Raw genomic sequence first — 25051 nt, forward strand, 5'->3', positions numbered from 1 at the left:
ATGCGCCTCCTGAGCCGTGAGGCGCGCCATCGCTTGGATGCGTCGTCACCATGGCCCTCCAAAGGCTAACAATCTGCTAAATCCCGCCCCCGATCTCTCAACAAATTCCTTTCATGATTAACAGCTTATGCACGACGCTCGAAATCTCCGCTGCCGCGGCGGATGGGCCGCGGTCGCCCTTCCTTGTCATAGGACTCGAAGCCTTTCGCCGCCGTCACAATCGTTTTCAAACGAGCCTGCGCCGCGCGAACACCCGCAAGTGCCGAGGCCAATAGCGTCTGATTATCGCGTGCAAGCGCACGGATTTTCTCGACCGTGTCGCCATCAGGTTTCGTCAGCGCAGCCATCGCGCGCTCCTTTCGAGCGCTCAGCCCGACAAGGTCGGAAAAATCCGCCGAACGGATCGCTTCCCGTTCGAGCCGCAGCAGCGAGATCAGCTCTTCCGCAGCATTCGTATCAGACATCCTGCCCTCCGTTCTTGAGCGATTCGAAGATGATTTCCGCAAGGCCAATTCCCCCGGCCTCGACCATGGCCTTGGACTGTTCGGCTCTCAGGAAGGACGTGAATTGCTCTTCGCCAATTCCACCGCCGAAAGCACCGCTTGCGGCTTTCATGCCCACCTCTTTAAGCATTTCCGAAAGGAACCCGGCTTCTAGTGCCTTCGCTTGCGCAAGCAGCTTGGCATCATGCGAAGAGAGACCAGCCGCGTGCGGCAGCGGTGATACGGTCGGACTGTGCATCGAACTCTCCAGTTGCAGATAATTTTCTGCACTCTGCCAGTCGGGCGTAAAGAATCGGTAAGTTCCTGCGGCGATAGTGGCCTCGACACAGACAGAAGTCGTGAGGACCATGATTCCCTTTCCGATTCCAGCAACGCCGAAAGGCCCAAGCGGCCATCTCAAGGCAGCAGCGAGACCTACCGATACGGCGGAGTCGCCGGGCGGAACCTTCACGCTTGAAGAAGACGCCGCACCAAAAACCGTCGCAATCCCTCTTGGCGTTAACTTGGTTGAGGAGCCAGAGGGAGGCGCCGACAAGGACCCGCAGTGTGAGGCTGAAGATGCTCAAGTAGCGCTGACGAACGAATCCGGTGCTCGAGAATTGGCTGGCAGCGATTCTGACATTGTGCTGCCCGGTCAGCAGGGCCCGTTCGGCCCGACGCGGTCGGCGCTCACAGTCGCCCCAGACCATCCCACAAAGCTCGATGGTCAAAAGAAGCCCGTGGAGCGCATTGTCTCGCATGATGGCCGCGCGACGTCTCGACTGAACGAAAAAGTAGACCGGGAGAGGGTTTCGCTCGCTCACACGGAGACGGACAAAATCGAAGCGAATATCCCTGACACGGCTTCGGAAAGCTCATTGCGTTTTGTGCAACTCTCGAACGTGATGACCGTCCAGCCGCAGATCAGTGCACAAAACGCTGGCTTCGTGAACGATGGAACGCTCTCAATACTCGTTAGAAATGTTGCGGCGACCGTTGCGCCTCACGACGCGAGCGGTCGGGTGCAAAGGCCTGCTGAAACTGGCGAAAATTCGGCGATAGTTGTGTCGTCAAAACCCGTGGTGTTTGTCCCAGGGATTGATAGCGCTCAACGTGCCGAGCCCGCATCGAAAGTTCCGACGCTCACAGCATCCGATGCAGAGGGGACAAAGGCAGGGAACGTTGAAACCAAAAGCACACCGCAGGAGAACGCAACTAGCTCGGGCCCTCTTCGTCCCGACGATCGTTCAGAAATGGCGCTTCTACGGGGCCCGAATGCTGCGCCTTCTTTCCATTCACCTGCTGCAACACATAACCCTCTGGCAGGCAAACAACCTGAAAGCGCGCCCGTCTTTGGCCAAAACAGTGCCCAAACCCAACCGACCGAAGCGTCAGCTGGGGCTGCGCGCACCGTTGCTCCAGAAACTGATCCGACGCTGACCGGGATGAAGAGACGCGCAGGAGACCAGGCAGCGCCGGCCTTCTCTCCACTGCCCTCCACGCTCGCCGAGCCGCCCAATGCGAAAACGCGAGCATCGAAGGCTGCAGACGTCAAAGTGAGCGCGAAGGAAGCACCGCAGCCCGTCGAGGCAAGCGTTGTCTCTTCGAGACTGCAGCAGGTCGCGAACGCAAATGCCCCACAGCACGAGCTTGCGACCGAGGCCTCCGCCCCCCCTTCAACTGTCGGCGCCTCTGGAGCGGTTGCGCGCCCCCAGCCTCAGCAGAACATGTCACCGATACTGAGCGTCGCGCAAAGCGATGCGCCGCAGCATGAAAAGGCTGGGGCGCCCGAGAGGTCGACCCGGCTGGAGGCCGCACCCCTCCCTTCGGGTGCCATACCCTATGCCTCACCCGCGCCCGCCCTCAAACGCATGGATCACGCACGGGCAACCTATCTCACGACAGCAGAGTTGGGTGCGACCAAGACCAATATGGACGACGCCGAGCTGACCGCCACGCGGGTCCATGTCGGTGAGACAGCAGAGACATGGGCCGCGGGCTCCGCCTCTCTGATCACCGCGTCGGGTGGGTCCGGGCAGACAAGCGCGGCGGTGCCCCCCGCGCCCGCTTCGATCGCGCAGTCGATCGCCCATCAGATTGGAATTTCGCTGCCACGGATGCCCGATCGACCGGTGGAGATTGCGCTTTCACCGGAGGAACTGGGCCATGTACGCATGACCCTCCATGCGAGCCAGAATGGCATGACGGTGGCGATACACGCTGACCGTGCCGAGACGCTCGACCTCATGCGCCGCCATATCGACACGCTCGCGCGCGAAATGCACGACATGGGCTATGGCTCGCTCGATTTTCAGTTCAGCCAGCGCGACGAGCGTCCGCAGCAACGGCCCGACATGCTCGACGGCTTGGGCGCTGGCCCGGGCCTAGACCCAATTGAGACGCCGATTGCCCCGGCCCCACGCGCGACCGCGCGCCTCGCCCCCCCGCAAAGCGGGCTCGATCTGCGGATGTAGGAGACGACCATGACCACCACTTCCCCCATCACCTCGCCTGCCACCGCCACGTCGGCCGTTACCGCCGCGGAGAACGGCACCAGCACCAAAGCGCCCTCGGCGCTGAGTTCGGATTTCGAGACTTTTCTGACGATGCTGACCGTTCAAATGAAGAACCAGGACCCGCTCAACCCGATCGAAAGCGCGGATTTCGCAGTACAGCTCGCGACCTTTTCGGGTGTCGAGCAGCAGGTCAAGACCAATGACCTTCTGACTGTTTTGTCTGGTCAGATCGGGCTCGGCGGGTTGAGCGAACTGGCGGGTTGGGTCGGGATGCAGGCGCGTGCCGAGGCGCCAAGCTACTTCGACGGCGCGACGCCTGTGGATCTCGCGCCAGCCGCGCGATCGGGGGCCGATGCCGCGGTTCTCGTGGTCACGGATTCCACCGGGCGTCAGGTCGCGCAGAAACCGATCTCGCCCGCACTCGACAGCTATGCCTGGGGCGGCACGAACGACGCAGGTCAGCTACTGGGCGCAGGACAATACAGTTTCGCGCTGCAAAGCTACGCCTCGGGAAGTTTGATCGGCACCGACCCGGTCGCGGCCTACACGCGCGTGACCGAGGTGCAATCCGGCGCGGACGGCGCGCTGCTGACGCTTGAAGGCGGCGCCACGATCGCCGCGGACACGGTCAGTGCGCTACGGGACGGCTAAAGCAATTCGCCCAGCACGACTCCAAGGAGCAGCAAGGCGGTCCCGGCAGAGATCAGCGCGGCATAGCGCCAGCGGGTCACCGTCACGGGGGGCGGCGTCGGCTCGGTCTGTTTGCGGATCGCCGCTTTCACGAGGTCGGGGAGTTCCGGCCCGAAGCGGCCCAGCACCTGCACGGTCTTGCGCAGGTCATTCGCGATGGCGCGCGGGCCGAGGCTTTCGCGGATGTATTTTTCCACGACCGGCTTGGCGACTTCCCACATATTGATCGACGGGTTCAGCGAGCGGGCGACCCCCTCGACAACCACCATCGTGCGCTGCAGCAATATCAGCTGCGTCTGGGTCTGCATCCCGAACCGCTCGGTCACCTCGAAGAGATAAGCCAGCAACCGCGCCATCGAGATATGCGTCGCATCCATCCCGAAGATCGGCTCGCCGACAGCGCGCAGCGCCAGAGCGAACTCGTCGACATCGCGATCGGCGGGGACATACCCGGCCTCGAAATGCACCTCGGCCACGCGTTTATAGTCGCGCTGGATGAAGCCCATGAGAATCTCGGCATAGACCCGGCGGGTATATTCGTCGATCTGCCCCATGATCCCGAAATCATAGGCAAGGATATCGCCGTTCCCGGCCACCTTGAGATTGCCGTGATGCATGTCGGCATGGAAAAAACCGTCGCGTAGCGCGTGGCTGAGAAACAGCTGCAAGACGCGCTCGCCAATGCCGGAAACATCATGGCCCGCCCCGCGCAGACCGTCCGGGTCGCCCATCGGCAGCCCCTCGGCCCAGTCGAGCACCATCACCCGCTTGGCCGAGAGGTTCCAGACCGGCTGCGGCACCACGAAACCTGCATCGCCTTCAGTATTCGCGCCGAATTGCGAGGCCGAGGCCGCTTCCAGACGCAGGTCCAGCTCGCCCAGAACCACGGATTCGAAATGCTTGATCACCTCGCTCGGGCGTAGACGGCGCGACGCGGGCGAAATCCGTTCGATCATCGCGGCGGCGAAGTGGAAGGCGTCGAGATCGCGGCGGAAAGCGCGCTCGATCCCCGGACGCAGCACCTTCACCGCGACGCGCTCGCCCGTATCGGCGCGGCGCGCGGAATGGACCTGCGCGATCGAGGCGGCCGCGACGGGCTCGGAAAACTCCATGAACAGCTGATCGGCGGGCGCACCCAGTTCTTCCTCGACCATGCGTTTGGCCACGGAAGTCTCGAAGGGCGGCAGCTTGTCCTGCAGCACGCGCAGCTGATCGGCCAGCTCCGAGCCGACCACGTCGGGCCGTGTCGAGAGGACCTGACCGAACTTGATATAGGCCGGGCCCAGCGCGGTGATCGCGCGCGTTACCGGCGGCAGGTCCGGATCGCCCTTGTAGCCGAGCCACGCGAAGGGCGCGCTGATCGCATAGGCCACGGCGCGTAGCCGCGGCGGCGCGTCCATCGCTTCGAGCGCCTGATGCATCGCACCCGTGCGGATGAAGGTCGCGCCCGTCCGGATCAGGCGCCAGATATTATGGGGTCCGCGCATCGGTTAAAGTTTCCAGCCCGAATGCAGCGCCGCGATCCCCATCGAGAGGTTCCGGTAGGAGACATTCTCGAACCCGGCCTCGCGGATCATCTGCGCGAATGTCTCCTGCGTCGGGAATTTGCGGATCGATTCCACCAGATACTGATAGCTGTCGCGGTCATTCGCGACGATCTCGCCCATCTTCGGAATCACGTTGAAGGAATAGAGATCATAGGCCTTCTGCATCATCTCGTTCGGAATCTGGCTGAATTCGAGCACCATGATCCGCCCGCCGGGCTTGAGAACCCGGTAGGCTTCCTTGAGCGCATCAGGAATCCGCGTCACGTTCCGGATGCCGAAAGAGATCGTGTAGACGTCGAAGGAATTATCCGCGAAGGGCAGTGCCATCGCATCGCCCACGACCCAATCGAGACTGTCGGCCATGCTTTCGGCCTCGGCGCGTTTGCGGCCCTCGACCAGCATCGATTCGGTCATATCGCAGACCGTGGCGTGGCCCGAGCCCGCGCGCTTGAGGAAGCGGAAGGACACGTCGCCCGTGCCGCCCGCCACATCGAGCAGCTTCTGACCCGGTCGCGGCGCGAGCCAATCCATCATCGCATCTTTCCAGACGCGGTGGATGCCCATGCTCATCAGGTCGTTCATGATGTCGTATTTCGATGCCACCCGCGAAAACACGCCGTGAACCATGCCTGCCTTGGCATCTTCGTCCACGGTCTGAAAACCGAAATGCGTGGTCTTTGATTGCTCTGCGCTCATGGGCCCTTGCCGTTCCTCATTTCACCCCCTTCTTATAGGGGCCCTTTGCCCCAAGACAATGCGATGAGGAGGAACAATGCCCGAATTGCCCGAGGTCGAGACGGTTCGTCGCGGGTTGGTCCCGGCCATGGAAGGCCATCGGATCGAACGCGCCGAAGTCAATCGGCCCGACCTGCGCTGGCCCCTGCCCGAGCGGATGGCGGAGCGGTTGCAAGGTGCCCGCATCGACCGACTGCGGCGACGGTCGAAATACATCCTGGCCGATCTCGATAGCGGGGAGAGCCTGCTGATCCATCTGGGGATGTCCGGGCGGATGCTGGTGTCGGGCGTGACGCTCGGCGAATTTCATCTCGATCATCCGGCGCCTGCCAAGCACGATCACGTTGTTTTGCACATGTCCGGCGGCGGACGCGTGACCTTCAACGATGCGCGCCGTTTCGGGGCGATGGATCTGGTGCTGACCGAGCGCGAGCAGGCCCATTGGCTGCTGGCGGGGCTGGGCCCCGAGCCCTTCGGCAACGACTTCCACGAAGACTATCTGGTCGAGGCGCTCAAACGCCGCGCGACGCCGATCAAATCCGCGCTGCTCGATCAGCATATCGTGGCGGGTCTGGGCAACATCTATGTCTGTGAAGTGCTGCACCGGGCAGGTATCGACCCGCGCCGTCAGGCGAAGCGGATTTCGAACCTGCGGCTCGCCTCGCTCGTGCCGATCATCCGCGAAGTACTGACCGAGGCGATCTCGGCCGGCGGCTCGTCCCTGCGCGACCATCGTCAGGCGGATGGGGAGCTGGGGTATTTCCAGCACAGCTTCCATGTCTACGACCGCGAGGACACGCCCTGCACCACCTGCGGCACGCCAATCCGGCGCATCGTTCAGTCGGGACGTTCGACCTTTTTCTGCCCGTCTTGCCAGAAATGACGCAGCGCCCTCGCGTCATAAGACGCTTGATCTGATTTGATGCTCTGCTAGGAGTCCCGTTCAGAGACAAGGAAAGGCAAGACCGAATGGCCTACCAGACCCTGATCGTCGAGATCGAGGATTACGTTGCCCTGATCCGGCTCAACCGCCCCGACGCACTGAATGCCCTGAACTCCCAATTGCTGGGGGAACTGGCCGAGGCGCTGAAATCGGCGGAAGAGAATGACAAGGTGCGTTGCATCGTCATCACCGGTTCGGAAAAGGCCTTCGCGGCTGGCGCAGACATCAAGGAAATGTCGGAAAAGAGCTTCGTGGACATGTTCACGAGCGACTTCTTCGGCAAAGAAGCGGATGCCATCAATCGCATCCGCAAACCGATCATCGCTGCAGTGGCGGGCTACGCGCTCGGCGGCGGCTGTGAACTGGCGATGATGTGCGATTTCATCATCTGTGCGGAGAACGCCAAGTTCGGCCAGCCCGAGATCAATCTCGGCGTGATTGCCGGGATCGGCGGCACCCAGCGCCTGACGCGCTTCGTGGGCAAGTCCAAGGCGATGGACATGCACCTCACGGGCCGCTTCATGGATGCGGGCGAGGCTGAACGGTCGGGGCTTGTCAGCCGGGTCGTTCCGAACGCCAAGCTGATCCCCGAGACGATGGCCGCGGCGCAGAAGATCGCCGAGAAATCGATGCTCGCCACTCGCGCCGCGAAAGAAGCGGTCAACCGCTCCTACGAGACGACGATGAACGAGGGCATCCTGTTCGAGCGTCGTCTGTTCCACGGGCTGTTTGCGACGGACGACCAGAAAGAGGGCATGGCCGCCTTCCTCGAAAAGCGCGAGCCGCAATTCCGCGACAAGTGAGCCCTTAGGGCTACCAACGCGACAGCAGATGGCGGGGCTTCGGCCCCGCTTTTCATTATTCCCTTTCCCTTTCACGCATTTTGGCTTATGAGGCCGCCTCACATGCGCGTGGAGCCCGCTTAGGCTAGAATCATCTAGGTTCGCTGGAGCCCGGGGTCTGTCGTGCGATTGAAAGATTTGAACAGACCCGGAAAGTGGGAAGATACACATGGCTAACACGCCCCAGTCCAAGAAACGCGCCCGTCAGAACGAGCGCCGCCAAGACGTCAACAAAGCACGTCGTTCGCGCATCCGTACCTTCATCCGCAAAGTCGAAGAAGCCATCACTTCGGGCGACTACGAAGCGGCAACCAACGCCCTGCGCGCGGCTCAGCCCGAACTGGCTCGCGGCGTCACCAAAGGCGTTCTGCACAAGAACACCGCATCGCGCAAAGTCTCGCGCCTCGCTTCGCGCGTGAAGGCCCTCAAGGCCTGATCTGCGTCCCCGAGCGAACTGGCTCGGGAATACGCTGGATTCCTTAAGAAAAACGCGTCTGCCTATCTGGCAGGCGCGTTTTTTCTTGGACAATCAACGCCTTGACACAAAACTGTTGCAGTTTTGCGCAGCCCCCTCAGATTCGTTTCGGGGAATCTCACGTCAAGCGCAAAGGTCGGTTGCCTGCGGGCTCACCAGCTTGCTAGCTTCTACCTGCGATTCACGTCGCCTTGGGGGACATGACGCATTTATCTGGCCGTCGAGGGCAAATAAGTCTGCCACGACAAATGAAAAAGCCTGGCGGCGACCAGCGAAATGCGATTCCGATTCTCGAGGGGGTATAACCCCTCACTTTCGGCAACTCTGCCTGACACCGGGTTTTAGCCCCGGCAGGTAGGTCGTGTCTGTTTGTATTCGAGTTTGGCCTGCCAGCCGGACTCACCGCAAAGCCAAGGGACGAAGACGCACCTGATTTGTGTTTGGCGATGGGCGGAAAAATGACGGACGACACTTGGGGGCAGGTTTGCAATGAGCTTCAAAAAGCGGTTGGGCAGAACAACTACACGACCTGGATCGCTCCGCTCGAGCTGATCGACCTCGAGGATGGTATCGCCTCGTTCCAAGCACCGACGAAATTCATGTGCGACTGGGTCTCGCGCAACTTCGCGGAACCGATCCTGAGCGAATTGCGCCGGGCTGGCGTCTCCGCCGAGCGCGTCAACATCTCGGTCCCGTCGCGCCGCCCGATGAACGGCACGGCGAATGGCGCCACGCGCCCGACCGTTCCGGCCCCTGCCCCGGCCGCTCCTGTCGCGAAGCCGCGCAAGACCCCGCGCCCCGACGAGCCGCTTCCCGGCGCGCCGCTGGATTCGCGTTTCACCTTCGACAGCTTCGTCGTCGGCAAACCGAACGAGCTGGCCCATGCCGCCGCCAAACGCGTCGCCGAAGGCGGCCCCGTCACCTTCAACCCGCTGTTCCTCTATGGCGGCGTCGGCCTTGGTAAGACGCACCTCATGCACGCCATCGCGCATGACCTGCAGCATCAGCGCCCCGATCTGCGCGTGCTCTACCTCTCGGCCGAGCAGTTCATGTATCGCTTCGTGCAGGCGCTGCGCGAAAAGCAGATCATGGACTTCAAGGAGATGTTCCGCTCGATCGACGTTCTCATGGTCGATGACGTGCAGTTCATCGCCGGCAAGGATTCCACGCAGGAAGAGTTCTTCCACACGTTCAACGCGCTTGTGGATCAGGGCAAACAGATCGTCATTTCGGCGGATCGTGCGCCGGGCGAGATCAAGGACCTCGAAGAGCGCATCAAGTCGCGCCTGTCCTGCGGCCTCGTCGTCGACCTGCACCCGACCGATTACGAACTGCGCCTTGGCATTCTGCAGACCAAGACCGAAGCCTATAAGAGCGAGTATCCCGATCTAAAGATCGCCCCCGGCGTTCTGGAATTCGTGGCGCACCGGATCACGTCGAATGTGCGTATCCTCGAAGGCGCGCTGACCCGCCTGTTTGCCTATGGCTCGCTGATCGGGCGCGAGATCACGATGGATCTGGCGCAGGAATGCCTCAAGGACCAGCTGCGCCAATCCGAGCGTAAGGTCACCGTCGAGGAAATCCAGCGCAAGGTCGCGGAACATTACAACGTCCGCCTCTCGGATCTCGTGGGCCCCAAACGCCTGCGTGCCATCGCACGGCCGCGTCAGGTGGCGATGTTCCTCGCGAAATCGCTGACCACCCGTTCGCTGCCCGATATCGGACGCCGCTTCGGTGGGCGCGATCACACCACGATCATGCATGGCATCCGCAAGATCGAAGAGCTGCGCGGCACGGATTCGCAGCTCGCCGAAGATATCGAGTTGCTCCGCCGCCTCCTTGAAAGCTGATCTGGCCCGCTGGGCTTGACGCTCCGGACAAAGCGACCGAATGTCTGCGAAAACCGTTGTGCCGGTGGCGCGAGGTGCTACCTTGCCAGCCCCGGAAAGTCGTGAGGGATCGACATGAAATTCAGCATCGAACGCGCCGCTCTGCTCAAGGCCGTCTCGCAAGCGCAATCCGTTGTGGAACGCCGCAACACGATCCCGATCCTTGCAAACGTCCTGATCGAAGCCGAAGGCGACACCGTCCAGTTCCGCGCGACCGACCTCGATATCGAGGTGGTCGACAAGGCGCCCGCACAGGTCGAACAGGCCGGGGCCACGACCGTCTCGGCGGTCATGCTGCATGAAATCGTGCGCAAATTGCCCGACGGCGCGCTGGTCTCGATCTCGGACGATCCGACCGCCGGACGTCTGAACGTGCAGGCCGGCCGGTCGAGCTTCAACCTCGCCACGCTGCCGAAGGAAGACTTCCCGGTGATGGCCTCCTCGGAATACACCGCGAATTTCACGGCCAAGGCCGGGGTGCTCAAGCGCCTGTTCGACAAGTCGAAATTTGCGATCTCGACCGAAGAGACCCGTTATTACCTCAACGGCGTCTATATGCATATCGCCACCGGCGAAGACGGTCAGGTCTTGCGCTGCGTCGCGACAGACGGCCACCGTCTGGCACGCATCGATTCCGGCCTGCCGGAGGGCGCCTCGGGCATGCCCGGCGTGATCGTGCCGCGCAAAACGGTGAACGAGCTGCGCAAGCTCTTGGAAGATGACGATCAGGAAATCGCGGTCTCTGTGTCGGAAACCAAGGTCCGTTTCGCGACCCCGGTGATCACGCTGACCTCGAAGGTCATCGACGGCACCTTCCCCGATTACACCCGCGTCATCCCGACCGGAAACACCCGCCAGCTGGAAGTCGACGCGTCCGAATTCGCGAAAGCCGTGGACCGTGTGGCGACCGTCTCGTCGGAGCGCTCGCGCGCGGTGAAACTTGCGCTGGAAGCCGACAAGCTGGTGCTGTCGGTCAACGCGCCCGACGCCGGTGCTGCGGAAGAAGAGCTGGTCGTGGCCTATGCCGACGAACCGCTGGAGATCGGTTTCAATGCGAAATACCTGCTCGAAATCGCGAGCCAGGTCGATCGCGAGAATGCAGTCTTCCTGTTCAACTCGTCGGGCGATCCGACCCTGATGCGCGAAGGTGGTGACACCTCGGCGGTCTATGTGGTCATGCCGATGCGCGTGTGACATCTGCCGGGAGCCTCCGGCGGGGATATTTTGACCAACACGAAGAGGCGCGATGCTGCGTGAACTGAAGATATTGCAGTTCCGCTCGCATCGCCGTGCCGAGATTGCGCTCGATGGTCGGCCCGTGGCGATCTATGGGCCGAACGGCGCGGGCAAGACGAATATCCTCGAGGCCGTGTCTCTGCTCTCGCCCGGGCGCGGGTTGCGCAGGGCGCAGGCCGATGAGTTGATGCGCCGCGCCGAGGCCGTGGGCTGGAAGCTGCGTGCCGTCACCGACACCCATGAAATCGAGACCTCCGCCCTGCCCGGTGAATCCCGCCGCGTCGAGATCGACGGGAAAGCCGCGCCGCAGGTCGCGCTGGCGCAGATCCTTCGCGTGCTCTGGCTGGTGCCCTCGATGGACCGGCTCTGGATCGAAGGCGCGGAAGGACGCAGGCGGTTTCTCGACCGGATGGTGATGAGCTTCACCCCCGCCCATGCCGAGGTGACGCTGGCCTATGAAAAAGCGATGCGCGAGCGGAACCGCTTGCTCAAGGACATGGTCCGCGATCCGAACTGGTATCACGCGCTGGAGGCGCAGATGGCTGAGGCTGGCGCTGCGATCCGGGCGAACCGGGCCGAGGCTCTGACGCGGATCATGCAGGCGCAGGCCGATGCGGCGACCGCGTTTCCCGCGGCGCATCTGGTCCTTGAGAACGAAGGCCCCGAGGATTTGGCCGCTGCGTTCGACGCGAACCGGCATCGTGACATGTCCGCGGGCCGGACGCTGGAGGGACCGCACCGTGCCGATCTGCTGGCCACTTACGTCGAAAAGGACGCCCCCGCCGCGCAATGCTCCACCGGGGAGCAGAAGGCGCTGCTGATCTCACTGATCCTCGCCAATGCGCGGGCGCTTGCGGGCGAGGATGTGGTGCTTTTGCTCGACGAGGTCGCGGCCCATCTGGACTCCGGCCGGCGCGCGGCGCTTTATGACGAAATCTGCGCAATGGGCGCACAGGTGATGATGACGGGCACCGGCGCGGAACTGTTCGAGGCGCTTGGCCCCCGCGGTCAATATCTGGAAGTGATCGAGGGGCCGCAGGGCTCTGAAGTGAGGGAGGCAACGCCATGAGCTATCCGCAGCAACGCGTGACGCTGATCACACTGGGCGTGGCCGATCTCGATCAGTCCAAGGCCTTCTACGCAGCCCTCGGATGGCAACCCCAAGCCGAGCAGGACGACGTCGCCTTCTACCAGCTCCACGGGATGGCGCTGAGCCTGTTCTCTCTGCCCGCGCTGGCCGCCGATCAGGGACGCACCCGCGCGCGGCTGGGCACCGGAGCGATGACGCTGGCGCAGAACTTCGACAGTCCTGAAGAGGTGGATGCCGCCTTCGCTGCCGCGCTCAAAGCGGGCGCCACCGAATTGAAAGCCCCGGAAAAGACCTTCTGGGGCGGCTATGCGGGCTATTACGCCGATCCAGACCACCATGTCTGGGAACTCGCCCATAATCCTTTCTGGCCGCTGGCCGACGACGGAAGCCTCACCCTGCCATGACCCTCACGCTCTCGCAGATCGCACTCTATTCCGGCGCACTTCTGGTTCTCTTCCTCACCCCCGGGCCGGTCTGGCTCGCCCTTCTCGCCCGCGCCATGTCGGGAGGGTTTGCCGCCGCCTGGCCGCTCGCCTTCGGGGTCACCGTGGGCGACATGATCTGGCCCGCGCTCGCCATCCTCGGGGTATCTTGGCTGGTGGGCGAATTCAGCTGGTTTCTGGATGCCCTGCGCTGGGTCGCGGTGGCAATGTTCGTCGGGATGGGCGCGCTCCTGATCCGCCATGCCGACCATCAGATCAGCTCCGACAGCCGCCTGACGCGCCCCGGCATGTGGGCAGGCTTCGTCGCCGGGCTCATCGTGATCATCGGCAATCCCAAGGCGATCTTGTTCTACATGGGCATCCTGCCGGGCTTCTTCCCGATCGCCACGATGACATGGGTCGACATCGCCACGGTCAGCCTGATTTCGGCCATCGTGCCGCTGACCGGCAACCTGATCCTCGCCGCCTTCGTCGACCGCATCCGCAACTTCGTGCAAAGCCGCGGCAAGCTGGCAAAGCTCAACCGGATCGCGGGCGGGCTGATGATCCTTGTAGGCCTTCTTATCGCCGTGACGTGACCCCCTAAATCTTGTGTCTGACACGTGACATTCCTCTGCCCAGCCGATATAAAACCGGCAACAGATAAAGGACGGGCAGGCATGACCGACGACACCCCGAAGAAGAACGCATACGGCGCCGATTCCATCAAGGTTCTCAAAGGCTTGGAAGCCGTGAGAAAACGGCCCGGCATGTATATCGGCGATACCGATGACGGCTCGGGCCTGCACCACATGGTCTATGAAGTCGTGGATAACGGGATCGACGAGGCCTTGGCGGGTCACGCGGACTACGTTGCCGTGAAAATTCACGCGGATTCTTCGGTCTCCGTGCGCGATAACGGGCGCGGGATTCCGGTCGATATCCACGCCGAGGAAGGCGTCTCCGCAGCCGAGGTCATCATGACCCAGCTGCACGCGGGCGGGAAGTTCAACAACACCGACGACGACGGCAACGCCTATAAGGTGTCGGGCGGTCTGCACGGCGTGGGCGTCTCGGTGGTGAACGCGCTGTCGGACTGGCTGGAACTGACGGTCTGGCGCGACGGCAAGATCCACAAGGCGCGGTTCGAGCATGGCGAATGCGTCGAGCATGTCCATGTCGTGGGCGACGCCCCGAACGAGAGCGGCACCGAAGTGCGTTTCCTCGCGTCGAGCAAGGAAGACGATCCCGAAGGTACCTTCTCGAACCGTGAGTTCGTCTTCGCCACGCTGGAAAAGCGTCTGCGCGAACTAGCCTTCCTGAACTCCGGCGTCCGCATCATCATCGAAGACGAGCGTCCTGCCGAGCCGATCAAGACCGAACTGCACTACGAAGGCGGCGTTCGGGAATTTGTGAAATATCTGGATCGCTCGAAAAACGCCGTGATGGAGGACCCGATCTACATGGTCGGCGAAGTCCGCGGCATCGGCGTCGAATGCGCGATGTGGTGGAACGACAGCTACCATGAAACCGTGCTGCCCTTCACCAACAACATCCCGCAGCGCGACGGCGGCACCCATATGGCGGGCCTGCGCGGCGCGCTGACCCGCACGATCACCAAATACGCGCAGGAGAGCGGTATCGCGAAGCGCGAGAAGGTCGACTTCACCGGTGACGACGCGCGCGAAGGTCTGACCTGCGTGCTCTCGGTGAAAGTTCCCGATCCGAAATTCTCCAGCCAGACCAAGGATAAGCTGGTCTCCTCCGAGGTCCGCCCGGCGGTCGAGAACCTCGTGAACGAGAAGCTCGCCGAATGGTTCGAGGAGAACCCGAACGAGGCCAAGCAGATCGTCGGCAAGATCATCGAAGCCGCGCTCGCGCGTGAGGCTGCTCGCAAGGCGCGCGAACTGACGCGCCGCAAGACGGTGATGGATGTGGCCTCCCTGCCCGGCAAGCTCGCCGACTGTCAGGAAAAAGACCCGTCGCTGTCGGAAGTCTTCCTCGTCGAGGGTGACTCCGCAGGCGGTTCGGCCAAGCAGGGCCGCGAGCGTAAAAACCAGGCGGTGCTGCCGCTGCGCGGTAAGATCCTCAACGTCGAGCGTGCGCGCTTCGACCGGATGCTCGGCTCGGATCAGATCGGCACGCTGATCACCGCGCTCGGCACCGGCATCGGGCGCGACGAGTTCAACATCGACAAGCTGCGCTACCACAAGATCGTCATCATGACCGATGCAGACGTCGACGGTGCGCACATCCGGACGCTTCTGCTGACCTTCTTCTTCCGCCAGATGCCCGAGATCATCGAGCATGGCTATCTCTACATCGCGCAGCCGCCGCTCTACAAAGTCGCGCGCGGCAAGTCCGAGGTCTATCTTAAGGACCAGACCGCGCTGGAGGACTACCTGATCGACATGGGTGTCGAGGGGGCCATCCTGCGGCTCAACACCGGCGAAGAGATCAGCGGTCAGGATCTCAAGCGCGTCGTCGAAGAGGCGCGCCTGATCAAGCGCATCCTCGCGACCTTCCCGACCCATTACCCGCATCACATCCTCGAGCAGGCGGCGATCGCGGGCGCAATGGTGCCGGGCAAGATCGACGGCGATGCGCAGGGCGTCGCGAACTCGGTGGCCGAGCGTCTCGACCTCGTCGCGCTGGAATACGAGCGCGGCTGGCAGGGCCGTCCGACGCAGGATCACGGCATCCGCCTCGCCCGCGTTCTGCGCGGCGTCGAAGAGGTCCGCACGCTCGACGGCGCGGTGTTGCGCTCGGGCGAAGCGCGCCGTCTCGGCAGCCAGACCGAACAGTTGCAGGAGGTCTATGACCGCCCGGCGAAGCTGGTACGTAAAGAGCGCGAAATCCTCATCCACGGCCCGCTCGAACTGCTCGACGCGATCCTGAACGAGGGCGAAAAGGGCCTGAGCCTGCAGCGCTACAAGGGTCTGGGCGAGATGAACCCCGAGCAGCTTTGGGAAACCACGCTCGATCCGTCTGCCCGTACGCTCCTGCAGGTCCGCATCGAAGACGTGGCCGAGGCCGAGGATATCTTCTCGAAGCTGATGGGCGACGTCGTCGAACCCCGCCGCGAGTTCATCCAACAAAACGCCCTCACGGTGGAAAACCTCGACTTCTGAGGGGCTGTAGGGCAGCGCATAATGCTTCGCGCTGCCCATAAGTTTTCGCGAAACGCCCATAAGACTTCGTTTCCGCGGCTTGAGCCGACAAGGCGAGCACGAGAGATTCTCGGCTTCTGATCAGTCTCTTTTGAAGGGTTTCAGGCCCAGTTTCGGTTCCTGAGCAACAGGTTGACTTCACCCTGGGAGGACACTCTGTTTGGCGCTTACTCTGTAAGAGATTCGATCGGCAGTTATTGATCTCGGCGCGACAAAGGGCGAGAAGCGGTCGTTCGCTGCGCGAGGGCCCAAGGTCCAGGCATGCGAAATCGACTGGAGAGCGAGTGTCGACTTTGGCCAACTGGGAACGGCCATACGGCCAGGCTCCGCAGAACTGTCGCCGACACTCATCATATCCGGGTTTCACTGACCAGACGCAGGCCCAGATGCGCGGGCGGGCTTCCGACAGCGCAGCCGCCGCGCGCGGGGTCGCGGACGAGGAACGGGATCGCTGCGACATGCTCGCCACCTGCGAAGAAGGCCGCGCATTTCTTCGGATCGACGGGGCCGCCGCCCTCCCCACCATAACAGTCCTGCGTCCATTCCCAGACCGAGCCGTCGAGATCCACGATCCCCTCGGCGCTGGTGGAGAAGCTGCCTCGCGGCGAGAGCCTGCGCGGCGCGAGACCCGTGGTCAGGTAGGTCGACGCCCATGTCAGGTCGGGATCGGTGAAGATCGGATCTTCCTTCTCGGGCAGGACATCCTTGGCCATGTACTGCCATTCGGCAATCGTCGGCAGCCGGAAGTCGTGGCGCGCCTTGCGATTGATCCAGCCGAGATACTGCTCGACATCGACATGGCTCAGCCCGGTGGCTGGCGTCGCCGCCGCCTCGCTGGCGGGCGGAGCGCGCAAGGCAAGCTCGCAGGCGCCGTCCGCTTGGCACCGGTTCCACTCCGCGACTGTCACTTCGTATTTCTGAACGTAGATCGTATGGCCGTCGGGCAGCGTCACCGCTCGCTCGGCCATCTGCGGCACGTAGTCGAGATCGGGGCCGCGCAGGAAACCCCACGCGGCCCCGAGGGCGATGATCGCCGCCCCCGCCGCAAGCACCTTCCGAAGGGAAAGACGGGGCGCGAGAGAGGCGAGCTTGGCGATCATCTCCGGTCTCCCTGGCTCAGGTTTCCACCACATGGGGCGGCGTCACCTGCTCCATCAGGGCGTTGTCCCATGCGCCGTCCACCACGAAGTGGGCCGTGGCACCCAGCAGGGCCGCCTCGATCAGGTTGTGGTTGACATAGGCGTAGACGCCCGGCTGCAGGAAGGTATACATCGCGGCCCCCGCGCTGCCGCCGCGGATGAACCAGGTCTCCTGATCCTTCTGCGGGGGATTGGCGAATTTGCCGTTCTCCCAGACATGGTCGCCATGACCGCCGATCAGGTGCGGACGGCTGTCGCGGTTGGCCTGATTGTGGACCATCAGAACCGTGTCGCCGACCTTGGCCTTGAAGGCGTTCTCGCCCGTCAGCGCCCCGACGGAGCCGTTGAACACGGAGTGGGTCGGCGTGAGCGTCCGCATCGCCTCGACGCTGTCGGCGAAGTCCTCGCCGGCGACCTCGTAAGTCTTGTAATCGCCGTTCTCGTCCATCGGCAGATAGAAGTCCTGCTCGCCGATATAGGCGATCGTGTCGTAGCGCAGTGGGTTGCCCTCGGCATCCTTGAGCCCGTCACGCGGCAGCACCATCAGCGTGCCGTTCATGCCGTGGGTGACGTGGTAGGGGATCATCGCTCCGCCCGGCGCGCAGTGATAGGTGAACACGCCCGGCCGCGTCGCTTTGAAGCGCAGCACCGTTTCCTCGCCGGGATAGACATGGGTCAGGCCACCGCCGCCCAGAGCGCCCGAGGAGGCGTGGAAGTCGATATTGTGCTCCATCTGCGACGCGGCGGGGTTGCTCAGGGTCAGTTCGACATAGTCGTCTTGGTGCACGATGATCAGCGGGCCCGGGACCGAGCCGTTATAGGTCAGCGCCCAGATGCTGGCGCCGGTATCCTCGTCCACCGTCAGCAGGACCTCGCGGGTCTCCATCCGGATCTCGACGATCTTCGGGCCACCGGTCGCGACCTGCTCGTGCTTGGGCGCGAAGGGCGGAGCGACCAGCTCCTGCCGGACGCGGGTATAGCCAGACAGGTCCACCTTGGGCGCGGCCACCTGAGCCTCGGCTTCGGCGAGGATGAATTTCGGCGCGGCAGGGCGCGGCGCGACATGGGGTGCCATACGTTTGGACGCGGTTCCGGCCATCCCGGCCCCCGCGGTCATCGCCGCGGCGCCTGCCAGAAGAGAGCCGCGCAGCACGTTGCGGCGGTTGGTTTTCACGAGAGCTGGATTGACATATTTCGGCATTTTAGCCTCCACTGGTTAAACGTAGCAGGAAGATGTCGCGCGTTTCCTGCCGCGGGCGCTCACAGCGCGCCCAATTCCTCTTCAAAGCGTTCCTTGGCTTTCTTCGGCACGCGGCCTTCGAAGAAATTGTCGGGGGTGGTTGCGTCGCCCACCGCGATCACCATCACCATGCCCATCGCGTAATGCGGCTTGCAGCGCACGGCGTAGAGCCCTTCGGTGTCGAGCGTCACTTCGACCTCTTTGTTGACCTTGCCGGCGAAGCCCTCGGCCCCGTCCGGGATCATCCCGTCGATGCTTTCGGCGTTGTGCCCCTTGTCGGTCGGGATGAAGCGGATCGTATCGCCGGGAGCGGCTTTCACGAGGGCGGGTTCGAAGACCATCACGCCCTTTTCGCCCTTGTTGAGCATATGGACTTCGTGGGTCTCGGCGCTCGCCGCGCCGCTCAGAAGAGCGGTCATCGCGAGGGCGGAAATCAGGGTGCGGATCATCTTTTCGTCCTTTCGTGGATCCTTGGATTGCCCCCTGTCTAACGAGGTTCGGCGCGCGGCTTTTTGTTCTGGCGCAAACTTCTCGGCGCTTTCTCACAACGTCGCGAGAATTTTTGACGGCGCGCTCGCGACCGCGTGACGTTTGATATTGAACGCGCCGCGAGGCCTGTGTTTAGAGAGGACATGAGCGCGCCTACTCCCCGCAAGACGATGCCCAGGCTCGACGAGAGTCTGCTGACGCCGATGCCGCCTTTCTCCCGTCTGGAGAAACGGCAGATCCGCGAGATTCTCGACCTCGCCAGCGTGCGCCGCTTCGACGAGGGCGTGGCGGTCTTCGAGGAAGGCGCTCCGGCCGAGCGGTTCTACATGCTGCTCGACGGCTATATCCGGGTGATGCGGATCACGCCCACGGGCGAGCAGGTGATCGCGCTGCATATCCCCTCGGGGCAGCTCTTCGGGATCGCGCAGGCGATCGGGCGCACAACCTACCCCGCGACGTCCGTCACCGCCTCGGAGGCGATCGTGCTGGGCTGGCCGATGCGGCTCTGGGATCAGTTCGTGGCGCAATATGATGGCTTCGCCTCTGAGACCTACAAGACCGTCGGCCAGCGCCTCGGCGAGATGAACAACCGCATCGTCGAGATGGCGACCCAGCAGGTCGAGCAGCGGGTGGCCAATTCGCTCCTGCGCCTGATCAATCAGACCGGGCGCAAGGTGGAGGCCGGGATCGAGATCGACTTCCCGATCACCCGGCAAGATCTTTCGGAGATGACCGCGACGACGCTGCACACGGTCTCGCGGCTATTGAGCGCGTGGGAAAAGCAGGGAGTGGTCGCGAGCCGTCGCAAGCGGATCACCGTCACCGATCCGCACCGCCTGGTGCTGATTTGCCGGGGCGAGGCGCCCCCGTCTCGATAGATGCCGCAATAGCCGCGTCCAGCTCGGCGATGAAGTCGTCGAGATCCAGCCGATACTCGGTGCAGGCATCGTCGATCGTGTGGAACGGGTTCACGAGGCAGCCCACACAGAGCATCTTGTGACGCATGAATACCTCGATCGTGGCAGGCCAATCGCGCATCAGCGCGTCGAGCGTGGCATCGGGGTTTTTCCAGCTGGCTTTTGACATGGCGGGACCTCTCTGCCGACCAAGCTAATCCCGGCAATCCAGTCAAACGTTGTGCTGGCGCAAACTTCCCAACTGCGAACGCCGCTATCCCTCGGGCCATCGACTGACCCCCAAGGGAGGCCCAAATGGCTGAAATCCTGACCAAGTCGCGGGCGCGAAACATCTTTTACGGAGGATCCATTTTCTTCGTGCTGGTGTTCATCGCACTGACCGCGCAGAGCCACTTCTATATCGTGAACCACTCGACCGCCTCCGCGCCGCTGACCGAACAGATCGCACGCGGCAAAGGCGTCTGGGAACGCAATTCCTGCATCAACTGCCACACCCTGCATGGCGAGGGCGCCTATTTCGCGCCCGAGGTCGGCAACGTGATGACCCGCTGGGGCGTCGCCGACGATCCGCAGGGCGCCTACGAGACGCTCGACGCCTGGATCGCGGCGCAGCCCTCCGGAATCGAGGGCCGCCGCCAGATGCCGCATTTCGACATCAACGAAGAGGACATGCGTGCGCTCGCGGAATTCCTCCGCTGGGCCGATCACACCGACACGCAGGGCTGGCCGCCCAATGATGCGGGCTGAGGAGAGACACCGATGAAATACCAATCCCAATCCGTGGCGAAAGCCTATTTCTACTGCGCGATGCTGCTGTTCGGCGTACAGGTTCTGGGCGGTCTTCTGGCCGGCTGGATCTATGTCTCGCCCAACACGCTCTCCGAGATCCTGCCCTTCAACGTGATCCGGATGATTCACACCAATGCGCTGATCGTCTGGCTGCTGCTGGGCTTCTTCGGTGCGGCCTATTTCCTCGTGCCTGAGGAAAGCGAGCGCGAGATCTTTTCGGTCAAGCTCGCCTATCTGCAACTCGCGATCCTGATGATCGGGACGCTGGGCGCGGTCGGCTCCTATCTCGTCGGTATCCATGGCGGGCGCGAATTCCTCGAACAGCCCCTCTGGGTGAAGTTCGGCATCCTCGTCGCCGCCGTGATCTTCCTGATCAACATCTCGCTGACGGTGCTGGCGGGCCGCAAGACCGCGATCACCAATGTGCTGCTGATGGGTCTGTGGCTGCTGTGCCTGCTGTGGATCTTCGCCTTCATCAACCCCGACAACCTGTCGCTCGACAAGATGTATTGGTGGATGGTCGTCCACCTCTGGGTCGAGGCGACCTGGGAGCTGGTGATGGCCGCGATCCTCGGCTTCCTGATGCTCAAGCTGACCGGCGTCGACCGCGAGGTGGTCGAGAAATGGCTCTATGTCATCGTCGCCACCGCGCTCTTCTCCGGCATCCTCGGCACCGGGCACCACTTCTACTGGATCGGCACGCCGGGCTACTGGCAATGGGTGGGCTCGATCTTCTCGACCTTCGAGGTAATCCCGTTCTTCCTGATGATGTCCTTCGCCTTCGTGATGGTCTGGAAGGGCCGCAAGAACCACCCCAACAAGGCAGCACTCCTGTGGTCGCTGGGCTCATCGACCGTGGCCTTCTTCGGCGCAGGCGTCTGGGGCTTCCTGCACACGCTTCACGGGGTGAACTTCTACTCCCACGGCACGCAGATCACCGCCGCGCACGGCCACCTCGCCTTCTACGGGGCCTATGTCGCGCTCAACCTCGCGGTCTTCACCTATGCGATGCCGATGCTGCGCGGGCGCGATCCCTACAACCAAGTGCTCAACATGGGGGCGTTCTGGCTGATGACCGGGGGCATGGCCTTCATGACCTTCGTGCTGACCTTCGCAGGCACGATCCAGACCCACATGCAGCGGGTTGTGGGCGACTACTACATGGATGTGCAAGACAGCCTGTCGATCTTCTACCTGATGCGCTTCGGCGCAGGGGCGGCGGTCGTGCTCGGGGCGCTTCTGTTCATCTACTCCCTCGTCGTGGTGCGTCGGCGTGAAGTCATCGCACCCGGTCCCGCAACCCCCGTGGCAGGAGAATGACGATGTCCCTCGACATGACCAACGACCGCATCCCCTACTACCACCCCACCGGTCGCGAATGCGCCCTGTTCGAGCGCGCCCATGACAACGGTTTGCCCCTTCTTCTGAAGGGGCCGACCGGCTGCGGCAAAACCCGCTTCGTCGAGCATATGGCGGCGCGGCTGAACAAGCCGGTCTACACCGTCGCTTGCCATGACGACCTCTCGGCGGCGGACCTGATCGGGCGCTACCTGCTGAAGGGCGGCGAGACCGAATGGGTCGACGGGCCGCTCACCCGCGCCGTGCGCGAAGGCGCGATCTGCTATCTCGACGAGGTGGTGGAGGCGCGCAAGGACGTGACCGTGGTGCTGCACCCGCTCACCGACTCGCGCCGCCGCCTGATCATCGACCGCACCGGCGAGGAACTGGTGGCCCCCGAGGGGTTCATGCTCGTGGCCTCCTACAACCCGGGCTACCAGAGCGTGCTCAAGCGGCTCAAACCCTCGACCCGGCAGCGGTTCCTGTCGATCGCCTTCGACTTCCCCGAACCCGAGGCGGAGACCCGCGTGATCACCGCCGAGACCGGCTTGCCGGTCCCGCAGGTGGTGCCGCTGGTGCGCCTCGCCGGGCATATCCGCAAGCTCTCGGGCATGGATCTGGAGGAAGGCGTCTCGACCCGGCTTCTGGTCTATGCCGCGCGGCTGATCGGCGCGGGCATTGCGATCGAGGAAGCGCTGGAGACCGCCGTGGTTCAGGCGCTCAGCGACGAGCCGGACGTGCAGCAGGCGCTGCGCGATCTGATCGCCACGGTCTACGGCTGAGGAGCACGCCATGAGACTGATGGACCTGATGGAGCCCGAGGAAACCGTAGGCGAGATCTGGCACGATCTGGCCAAGGATATCGGGCAGGACGATCGCCATCCCGACGCCGCGGTCGAACTGGCCGCGCTGCGCCCCTCGCTCGCGCTCCTGCTGCGCGCGCTTGGAGGCGGCGCGGATGTCGAGATCGTCGAGGCCCCGGTCACGCCGGTCCGTCACCGCCAACCCGTCCGGCGCCGCCTCGGCGCCGGGCGCGAGACCGAGCGCGTCGCGCGTTTCGACGGTGCGCGGCTGCGCCTGCCGCCGGTGATGGATGTCTTCCCCCGGCCCGATCTCAACCGTGCCGCCTATTTCTGGCTGACGGCGCTGGCGGCCCTCAGCCGCGACGCGATGCCCGAGCTGCCCGACGAGGCCGACGGCCCGGCGATGGATTGCGCGCAGATCAGCGCCAATGCGCGAGCCTGCGATTTGGCCTATCGCCGCTGCATCGGACTGCGCGCGCCCTACCGCGAGATGGCGGCGCTCACCCTCGCAGGTCGGCGCAGGTTGTCGCGCCCGGCGGCCGAGGCCGCGCTGGAAGCCGCGCTCTGCGACCAACTCTCCGCCGATGGCAACCGCGCCCCGCTGCCCGAGACTGCGGAGGGCGCACGCGGTTACATGCCGCTCGCCCCGGTGCCGATCTGGCTGCGCTTCGCCCCCAACACCGCGGGCCGCAGCGCCGCCTCGGAAGAGGCCGACGCCCCCGCCCCCGCCCCGACCGCGCTGGCCAGCACGCAGCGCAAGCATGGCGAGCGCCGCGATCTCGATCAGGCGCGCCGCCGCGACAGCTTCATCATCCACCGCTTCGAGTCGATCCTGTCCTGGGTCGAGGCGCTCAACGTCAATCGCTCGGTCGACGATGATGACGAGGACAACGCCGCCAAGGCCGCCGAGGATCAGGACCAGATCACCCTGACCCGCCACGACCGCAAGGCTGCGACGCGGCTGCGGCTGCATCTCGACCTCTCGCCCGCCGAGGCGGAGCACGAGGCGCTGGCGGGCGAGCATGTCTACCCCGAATGGAACCACCGCAACCGCGCCTATATGGAGGGCCATTGCCGGGTGCTCGACGCGCCCGCCCGGCCCGAGGCCAAGCAAACCTTCCGCGCCGATCCGCGCTATATCCGCGCCGTGCGCCGCCAGTTCGAGGCGCTGCAACCGCGCCGCATCCTGCGCCCGCGCCAGATCGACGGGACCGAGCTGGATCTCGACGCCGTCATCGCCACCCGCGCCGATCTCGCCGCGACCGGGCGGGGCAGCGACCGGATCTGGCAGAGCCTGCGCAAGGTCGAACGCGACCTCGCCGTGGCCTTTCTGATCGACACCTCGCGCTCCACCGAGGCCGCGATCGGCGAAAGCTGCGTGATCGACATCGCGCGCGAGGCGATGTCCGCGCTGGCCGAGGGGCTGGATGCGGCGGGCGACCGTTTCGCGATCTGGGGATTTTCCTCGCTCCGCCGCGACCGGGTCTTCCTGACGCGGGTGAAAGGCTTCGACGCCCCGATGGCGCCGCCGATCCACGCCAATATCGCGGCGCTGCGCCCGGGCCATTACACGCGGCTCGGCACCGCGATCCGCCACGTCTCGGCGCAGCTCGCGCAGGAGAGCGCCAGCCGCAAACTGCTGATCGTGCTGACCGATGGCAAGCCCAACGATCTGGACCATTACGAAGGCCAGCACGGCATCGAGGACAGCCATATGGCCGTACGCGAGGCCCGTCGCGCGGGCCAGAGCCTGCACGGCGTTATCATCGACGAGGACGGGCAGGACTGGTTCGCGCGCATCTTCGGGCGCGGCGGCTTCACGCTGCTGCCCCGGCCCGAGAGGCTGCTGCGCGCCCTGCCCGACATTTACCGCTCGCTCACACAGGAGACCTGAAATGCGCAAACTGACCCTTCTTCTCGCCCTCGCCCCGGCCGCCGCACAGGCGGCGAGCTTCGATCGCCCGATCCCGCAGGCGCAATCGGCCACCACCGAGTTCTGGTTCGCGCTGGCGGCGCTGGCGCTTATCGCGGCGCTGGCAGTGGTGGCGCGGGTGGTCGCCCGGCGATGAGCGCGCGCTGGCCCCCCGCCCGGATCGCGCTGCTGCTCTACCCGTTCGGCTGGGGCGCCTTCGCGGTCAACGTGTTCTTCGCCTCGCTCATCGGATCGTGGGTCGGGCTGCCGGTCGCGACCCCGGTCGTCTCGCTGGGTCTGGGCGCGGTGGTCGCCGTGCCCGCGACCTACGCTTTCGCATGTCACATCCGGCGGCTGATGGACGCCGCCGAAAGCTGAAAGGAGCCG

At 63.8% G+C, this 25051-nt stretch carries 26 protein-coding genes; 18 read left to right on the forward strand and 8 right to left on the reverse strand.

Annotated features, from left to right (window positions below; translation table 11 throughout):
* Window positions 1-125 precede the first annotated feature (125 nt).
* Both BMI91_RS11955 and BMI91_RS11960 read right to left on the reverse strand, forming a co-directional pair.
* Window positions 126-464, reverse strand: a complete 339-nt coding sequence (locus tag BMI91_RS11955) for a hypothetical protein (protein WP_078605041.1) — start codon at window positions 462-464, stop codon at window positions 126-128.
* Window positions 457-852 carry a rod-binding protein gene (locus BMI91_RS11960; protein WP_425274938.1) on the reverse strand — a complete coding sequence of 132 codons (396 nt, stop codon included), beginning with the start codon at window positions 850-852 and terminating at the stop codon, window positions 457-459. The genes BMI91_RS11955 and BMI91_RS11960 overlap by 8 nt, the downstream gene beginning before the upstream one ends.
* Between BMI91_RS11960 and BMI91_RS11965 the strand changes: the two genes are divergently transcribed.
* Both BMI91_RS11965 and BMI91_RS11970 read left to right on the forward strand, forming a co-directional pair.
* Window positions 851-2956, forward strand: coding sequence for a flagellar hook-length control protein FliK (locus BMI91_RS11965; RefSeq protein ID WP_078605042.1), 2106 nt, complete (start codon window positions 851-853; stop codon window positions 2954-2956). The two genes, BMI91_RS11960 and BMI91_RS11965, sit on opposite strands and share 2 nt — an antisense overlap.
* Before the next feature lie 9 nt (window positions 2957-2965).
* The gene (locus tag BMI91_RS11970) at window positions 2966-3649 is read left to right on the forward strand and encodes a flagellar hook capping FlgD N-terminal domain-containing protein (protein WP_078605043.1); all 684 of its coding nucleotides are present in this window, start codon (window positions 2966-2968) and stop codon (window positions 3647-3649) included.
* Here the strand turns inward: BMI91_RS11970 and ubiB are convergent.
* On the reverse strand, window positions 3646-5175 hold the full coding sequence (ubiB, locus tag BMI91_RS11975) for a 2-polyprenylphenol 6-hydroxylase (protein ID WP_078605044.1): 1530 nt from the start codon (window positions 5173-5175) through the stop codon (window positions 3646-3648). The genes BMI91_RS11970 and ubiB overlap by 4 nt on opposite strands.
* A 3-nt stretch (window positions 5176-5178) precedes the next feature.
* On the reverse strand, window positions 5179-5931 hold the full coding sequence (gene ubiE / locus BMI91_RS11980) for a bifunctional demethylmenaquinone methyltransferase/2-methoxy-6-polyprenyl-1,4-benzoquinol methylase UbiE (RefSeq protein WP_078571138.1): 753 nt from the start codon (window positions 5929-5931) through the stop codon (window positions 5179-5181).
* A gap of 76 nt (window positions 5932-6007) precedes the next feature.
* On the opposite strand from ubiE, the gene mutM reads away from it, so the two are divergent.
* The 9 genes from mutM (at window position 6008) to gyrB (ending at window position 15998) form a co-directional block, all read left to right on the forward strand.
* Window positions 6008-6853 (forward strand): bifunctional DNA-formamidopyrimidine glycosylase/DNA-(apurinic or apyrimidinic site) lyase, encoded by an 846-nt coding sequence (mutM, locus tag BMI91_RS11985; RefSeq protein WP_078605045.1) that lies wholly within the window; start codon window positions 6008-6010, stop codon window positions 6851-6853.
* An 86-nt stretch (window positions 6854-6939) separates the two neighbouring features.
* Window positions 6940-7716 (forward strand): enoyl-CoA hydratase, encoded by a 777-nt coding sequence (locus BMI91_RS11990; RefSeq protein WP_075776776.1) that lies wholly within the window; start codon window positions 6940-6942, stop codon window positions 7714-7716.
* Between the two features lie 208 nt (window positions 7717-7924).
* The gene (gene rpsT, locus BMI91_RS11995; RefSeq protein ID WP_078521610.1) at window positions 7925-8191 is read left to right on the forward strand and encodes a 30S ribosomal protein S20; all 267 of its coding nucleotides are present in this window, start codon (window positions 7925-7927) and stop codon (window positions 8189-8191) included.
* A gap of 497 nt (window positions 8192-8688) precedes the next feature.
* Window positions 8689-10080: a chromosomal replication initiator protein DnaA gene (gene dnaA, locus BMI91_RS12000; protein ID WP_078605126.1), complete on the forward strand. Its 1392-nt coding sequence runs from the start codon at window positions 8689-8691 to the stop codon at window positions 10078-10080.
* A 114-nt stretch (window positions 10081-10194) separates the two neighbouring features.
* The gene (gene dnaN, locus BMI91_RS12005) at window positions 10195-11313 is read left to right on the forward strand and encodes a DNA polymerase III subunit beta (protein ID WP_078605046.1); all 1119 of its coding nucleotides are present in this window, start codon (window positions 10195-10197) and stop codon (window positions 11311-11313) included.
* A gap of 52 nt (window positions 11314-11365) precedes the next feature.
* Window positions 11366-12424: a DNA replication/repair protein RecF gene (gene recF / locus BMI91_RS12010; protein WP_078605047.1), complete on the forward strand. Its 1059-nt coding sequence runs from the start codon at window positions 11366-11368 to the stop codon at window positions 12422-12424.
* Window positions 12421-12849 (forward strand): VOC family protein, encoded by a 429-nt coding sequence (locus BMI91_RS12015; RefSeq protein WP_078605048.1) that lies wholly within the window; start codon window positions 12421-12423, stop codon window positions 12847-12849. Before recF ends, BMI91_RS12015 begins: the two co-directional genes overlap by 4 nt.
* Window positions 12846-13466 carry a LysE family translocator gene (locus BMI91_RS12020; protein WP_078521619.1) on the forward strand — a complete coding sequence of 207 codons (621 nt, stop codon included), beginning with the start codon at window positions 12846-12848 and terminating at the stop codon, window positions 13464-13466. Before BMI91_RS12015 ends, BMI91_RS12020 begins: the two co-directional genes overlap by 4 nt.
* An 81-nt stretch (window positions 13467-13547) precedes the next feature.
* Entirely contained in the window at window positions 13548-15998 is a 2451-nt protein-coding gene (gene gyrB, locus BMI91_RS12025; protein WP_078605049.1) for a DNA topoisomerase (ATP-hydrolyzing) subunit B, read from the forward strand.
* Between the two features lie 389 nt (window positions 15999-16387).
* On the opposite strand, the gene BMI91_RS12030 is transcribed toward gyrB, so the two are convergent.
* The 3 genes from BMI91_RS12030 to BMI91_RS12040 are packed head-to-tail and all read right to left on the reverse strand — an operon-like array spanning window position 16388 to window position 18865.
* Window positions 16388-17137, reverse strand: a complete 750-nt coding sequence (locus tag BMI91_RS12030) for a formylglycine-generating enzyme family protein (protein ID WP_078605050.1) — start codon at window positions 17135-17137, stop codon at window positions 16388-16390.
* A 16-nt stretch (window positions 17138-17153) separates the two neighbouring features.
* The gene (nirK, locus tag BMI91_RS12035; RefSeq protein WP_078549572.1) at window positions 17154-18377 is read right to left on the reverse strand and encodes a copper-containing nitrite reductase; all 1224 of its coding nucleotides are present in this window, start codon (window positions 18375-18377) and stop codon (window positions 17154-17156) included.
* 59 nt (window positions 18378-18436) lie between these two features.
* Complete coding sequence (locus BMI91_RS12040) at window positions 18437-18865, reverse strand: pseudoazurin (protein WP_078605051.1); 429 nt, start codon at window positions 18863-18865, stop codon at window positions 18437-18439.
* A 210-nt stretch (window positions 18866-19075) separates the two neighbouring features.
* Between BMI91_RS12040 and BMI91_RS12045 the strand changes: the two genes are divergently transcribed.
* The gene (locus BMI91_RS12045; RefSeq protein ID WP_078605052.1) at window positions 19076-19783 is read left to right on the forward strand and encodes a Crp/Fnr family transcriptional regulator; all 708 of its coding nucleotides are present in this window, start codon (window positions 19076-19078) and stop codon (window positions 19781-19783) included.
* Here BMI91_RS12045 and BMI91_RS12050 read toward each other — a convergent pair.
* On the reverse strand, window positions 19725-19991 hold the full coding sequence (locus tag BMI91_RS12050; RefSeq protein WP_078605053.1) for a DUF1858 domain-containing protein: 267 nt from the start codon (window positions 19989-19991) through the stop codon (window positions 19725-19727). The genes BMI91_RS12045 and BMI91_RS12050 overlap by 59 nt on opposite strands.
* Window positions 19992-20116: 125 nt before the next feature.
* Here BMI91_RS12050 and BMI91_RS12055 point away from each other — a divergent pair, with 125 nt between their 5' ends.
* Genes BMI91_RS12055 through BMI91_RS12080 form a run of 6 tightly spaced genes read left to right on the forward strand, consistent with a single transcriptional unit; the run spans window position 20117 to window position 25042 of the window.
* Window positions 20117-20569 (forward strand): c-type cytochrome, encoded by a 453-nt coding sequence (locus BMI91_RS12055; RefSeq protein WP_078549580.1) that lies wholly within the window; start codon window positions 20117-20119, stop codon window positions 20567-20569.
* Window positions 20570-20581: 12 nt separating this feature from the next.
* The gene (locus tag BMI91_RS12060; protein ID WP_078549583.1) at window positions 20582-21931 is read left to right on the forward strand and encodes a cbb3-type cytochrome c oxidase subunit I; all 1350 of its coding nucleotides are present in this window, start codon (window positions 20582-20584) and stop codon (window positions 21929-21931) included.
* Window positions 21928-22731, forward strand: a complete 804-nt coding sequence (locus BMI91_RS12065) for a CbbQ/NirQ/NorQ/GpvN family protein (RefSeq protein ID WP_425274939.1) — start codon at window positions 21928-21930, stop codon at window positions 22729-22731. Before BMI91_RS12060 ends, BMI91_RS12065 begins: the two co-directional genes overlap by 4 nt.
* Window positions 22732-22741: 10 nt before the next feature.
* A complete protein-coding gene (locus tag BMI91_RS12070) occupies window positions 22742-24646 on the forward strand; it encodes a nitric oxide reductase activation protein NorD (protein WP_078605055.1) in 1905 nt (634 codons plus the stop codon).
* Between the two features lies 1 nt (window position 24647).
* The gene (locus tag BMI91_RS12075; RefSeq protein ID WP_078605056.1) at window positions 24648-24821 is read left to right on the forward strand and encodes a protein NnrT; all 174 of its coding nucleotides are present in this window, start codon (window positions 24648-24650) and stop codon (window positions 24819-24821) included.
* On the forward strand, window positions 24818-25042 hold the full coding sequence (locus BMI91_RS12080; protein WP_078605057.1) for an NnrT protein: 225 nt from the start codon (window positions 24818-24820) through the stop codon (window positions 25040-25042). The genes BMI91_RS12075 and BMI91_RS12080 overlap by 4 nt, the downstream gene beginning before the upstream one ends.
* Window positions 25043-25051: the final 9 nt, after the last annotated feature.

It is taken from the genome of Thioclava sediminum (genome assembly GCF_002020355.1).
GTDB classification, from domain to species: domain Bacteria; phylum Pseudomonadota; class Alphaproteobacteria; order Rhodobacterales; family Rhodobacteraceae; genus Thioclava; species Thioclava sediminum.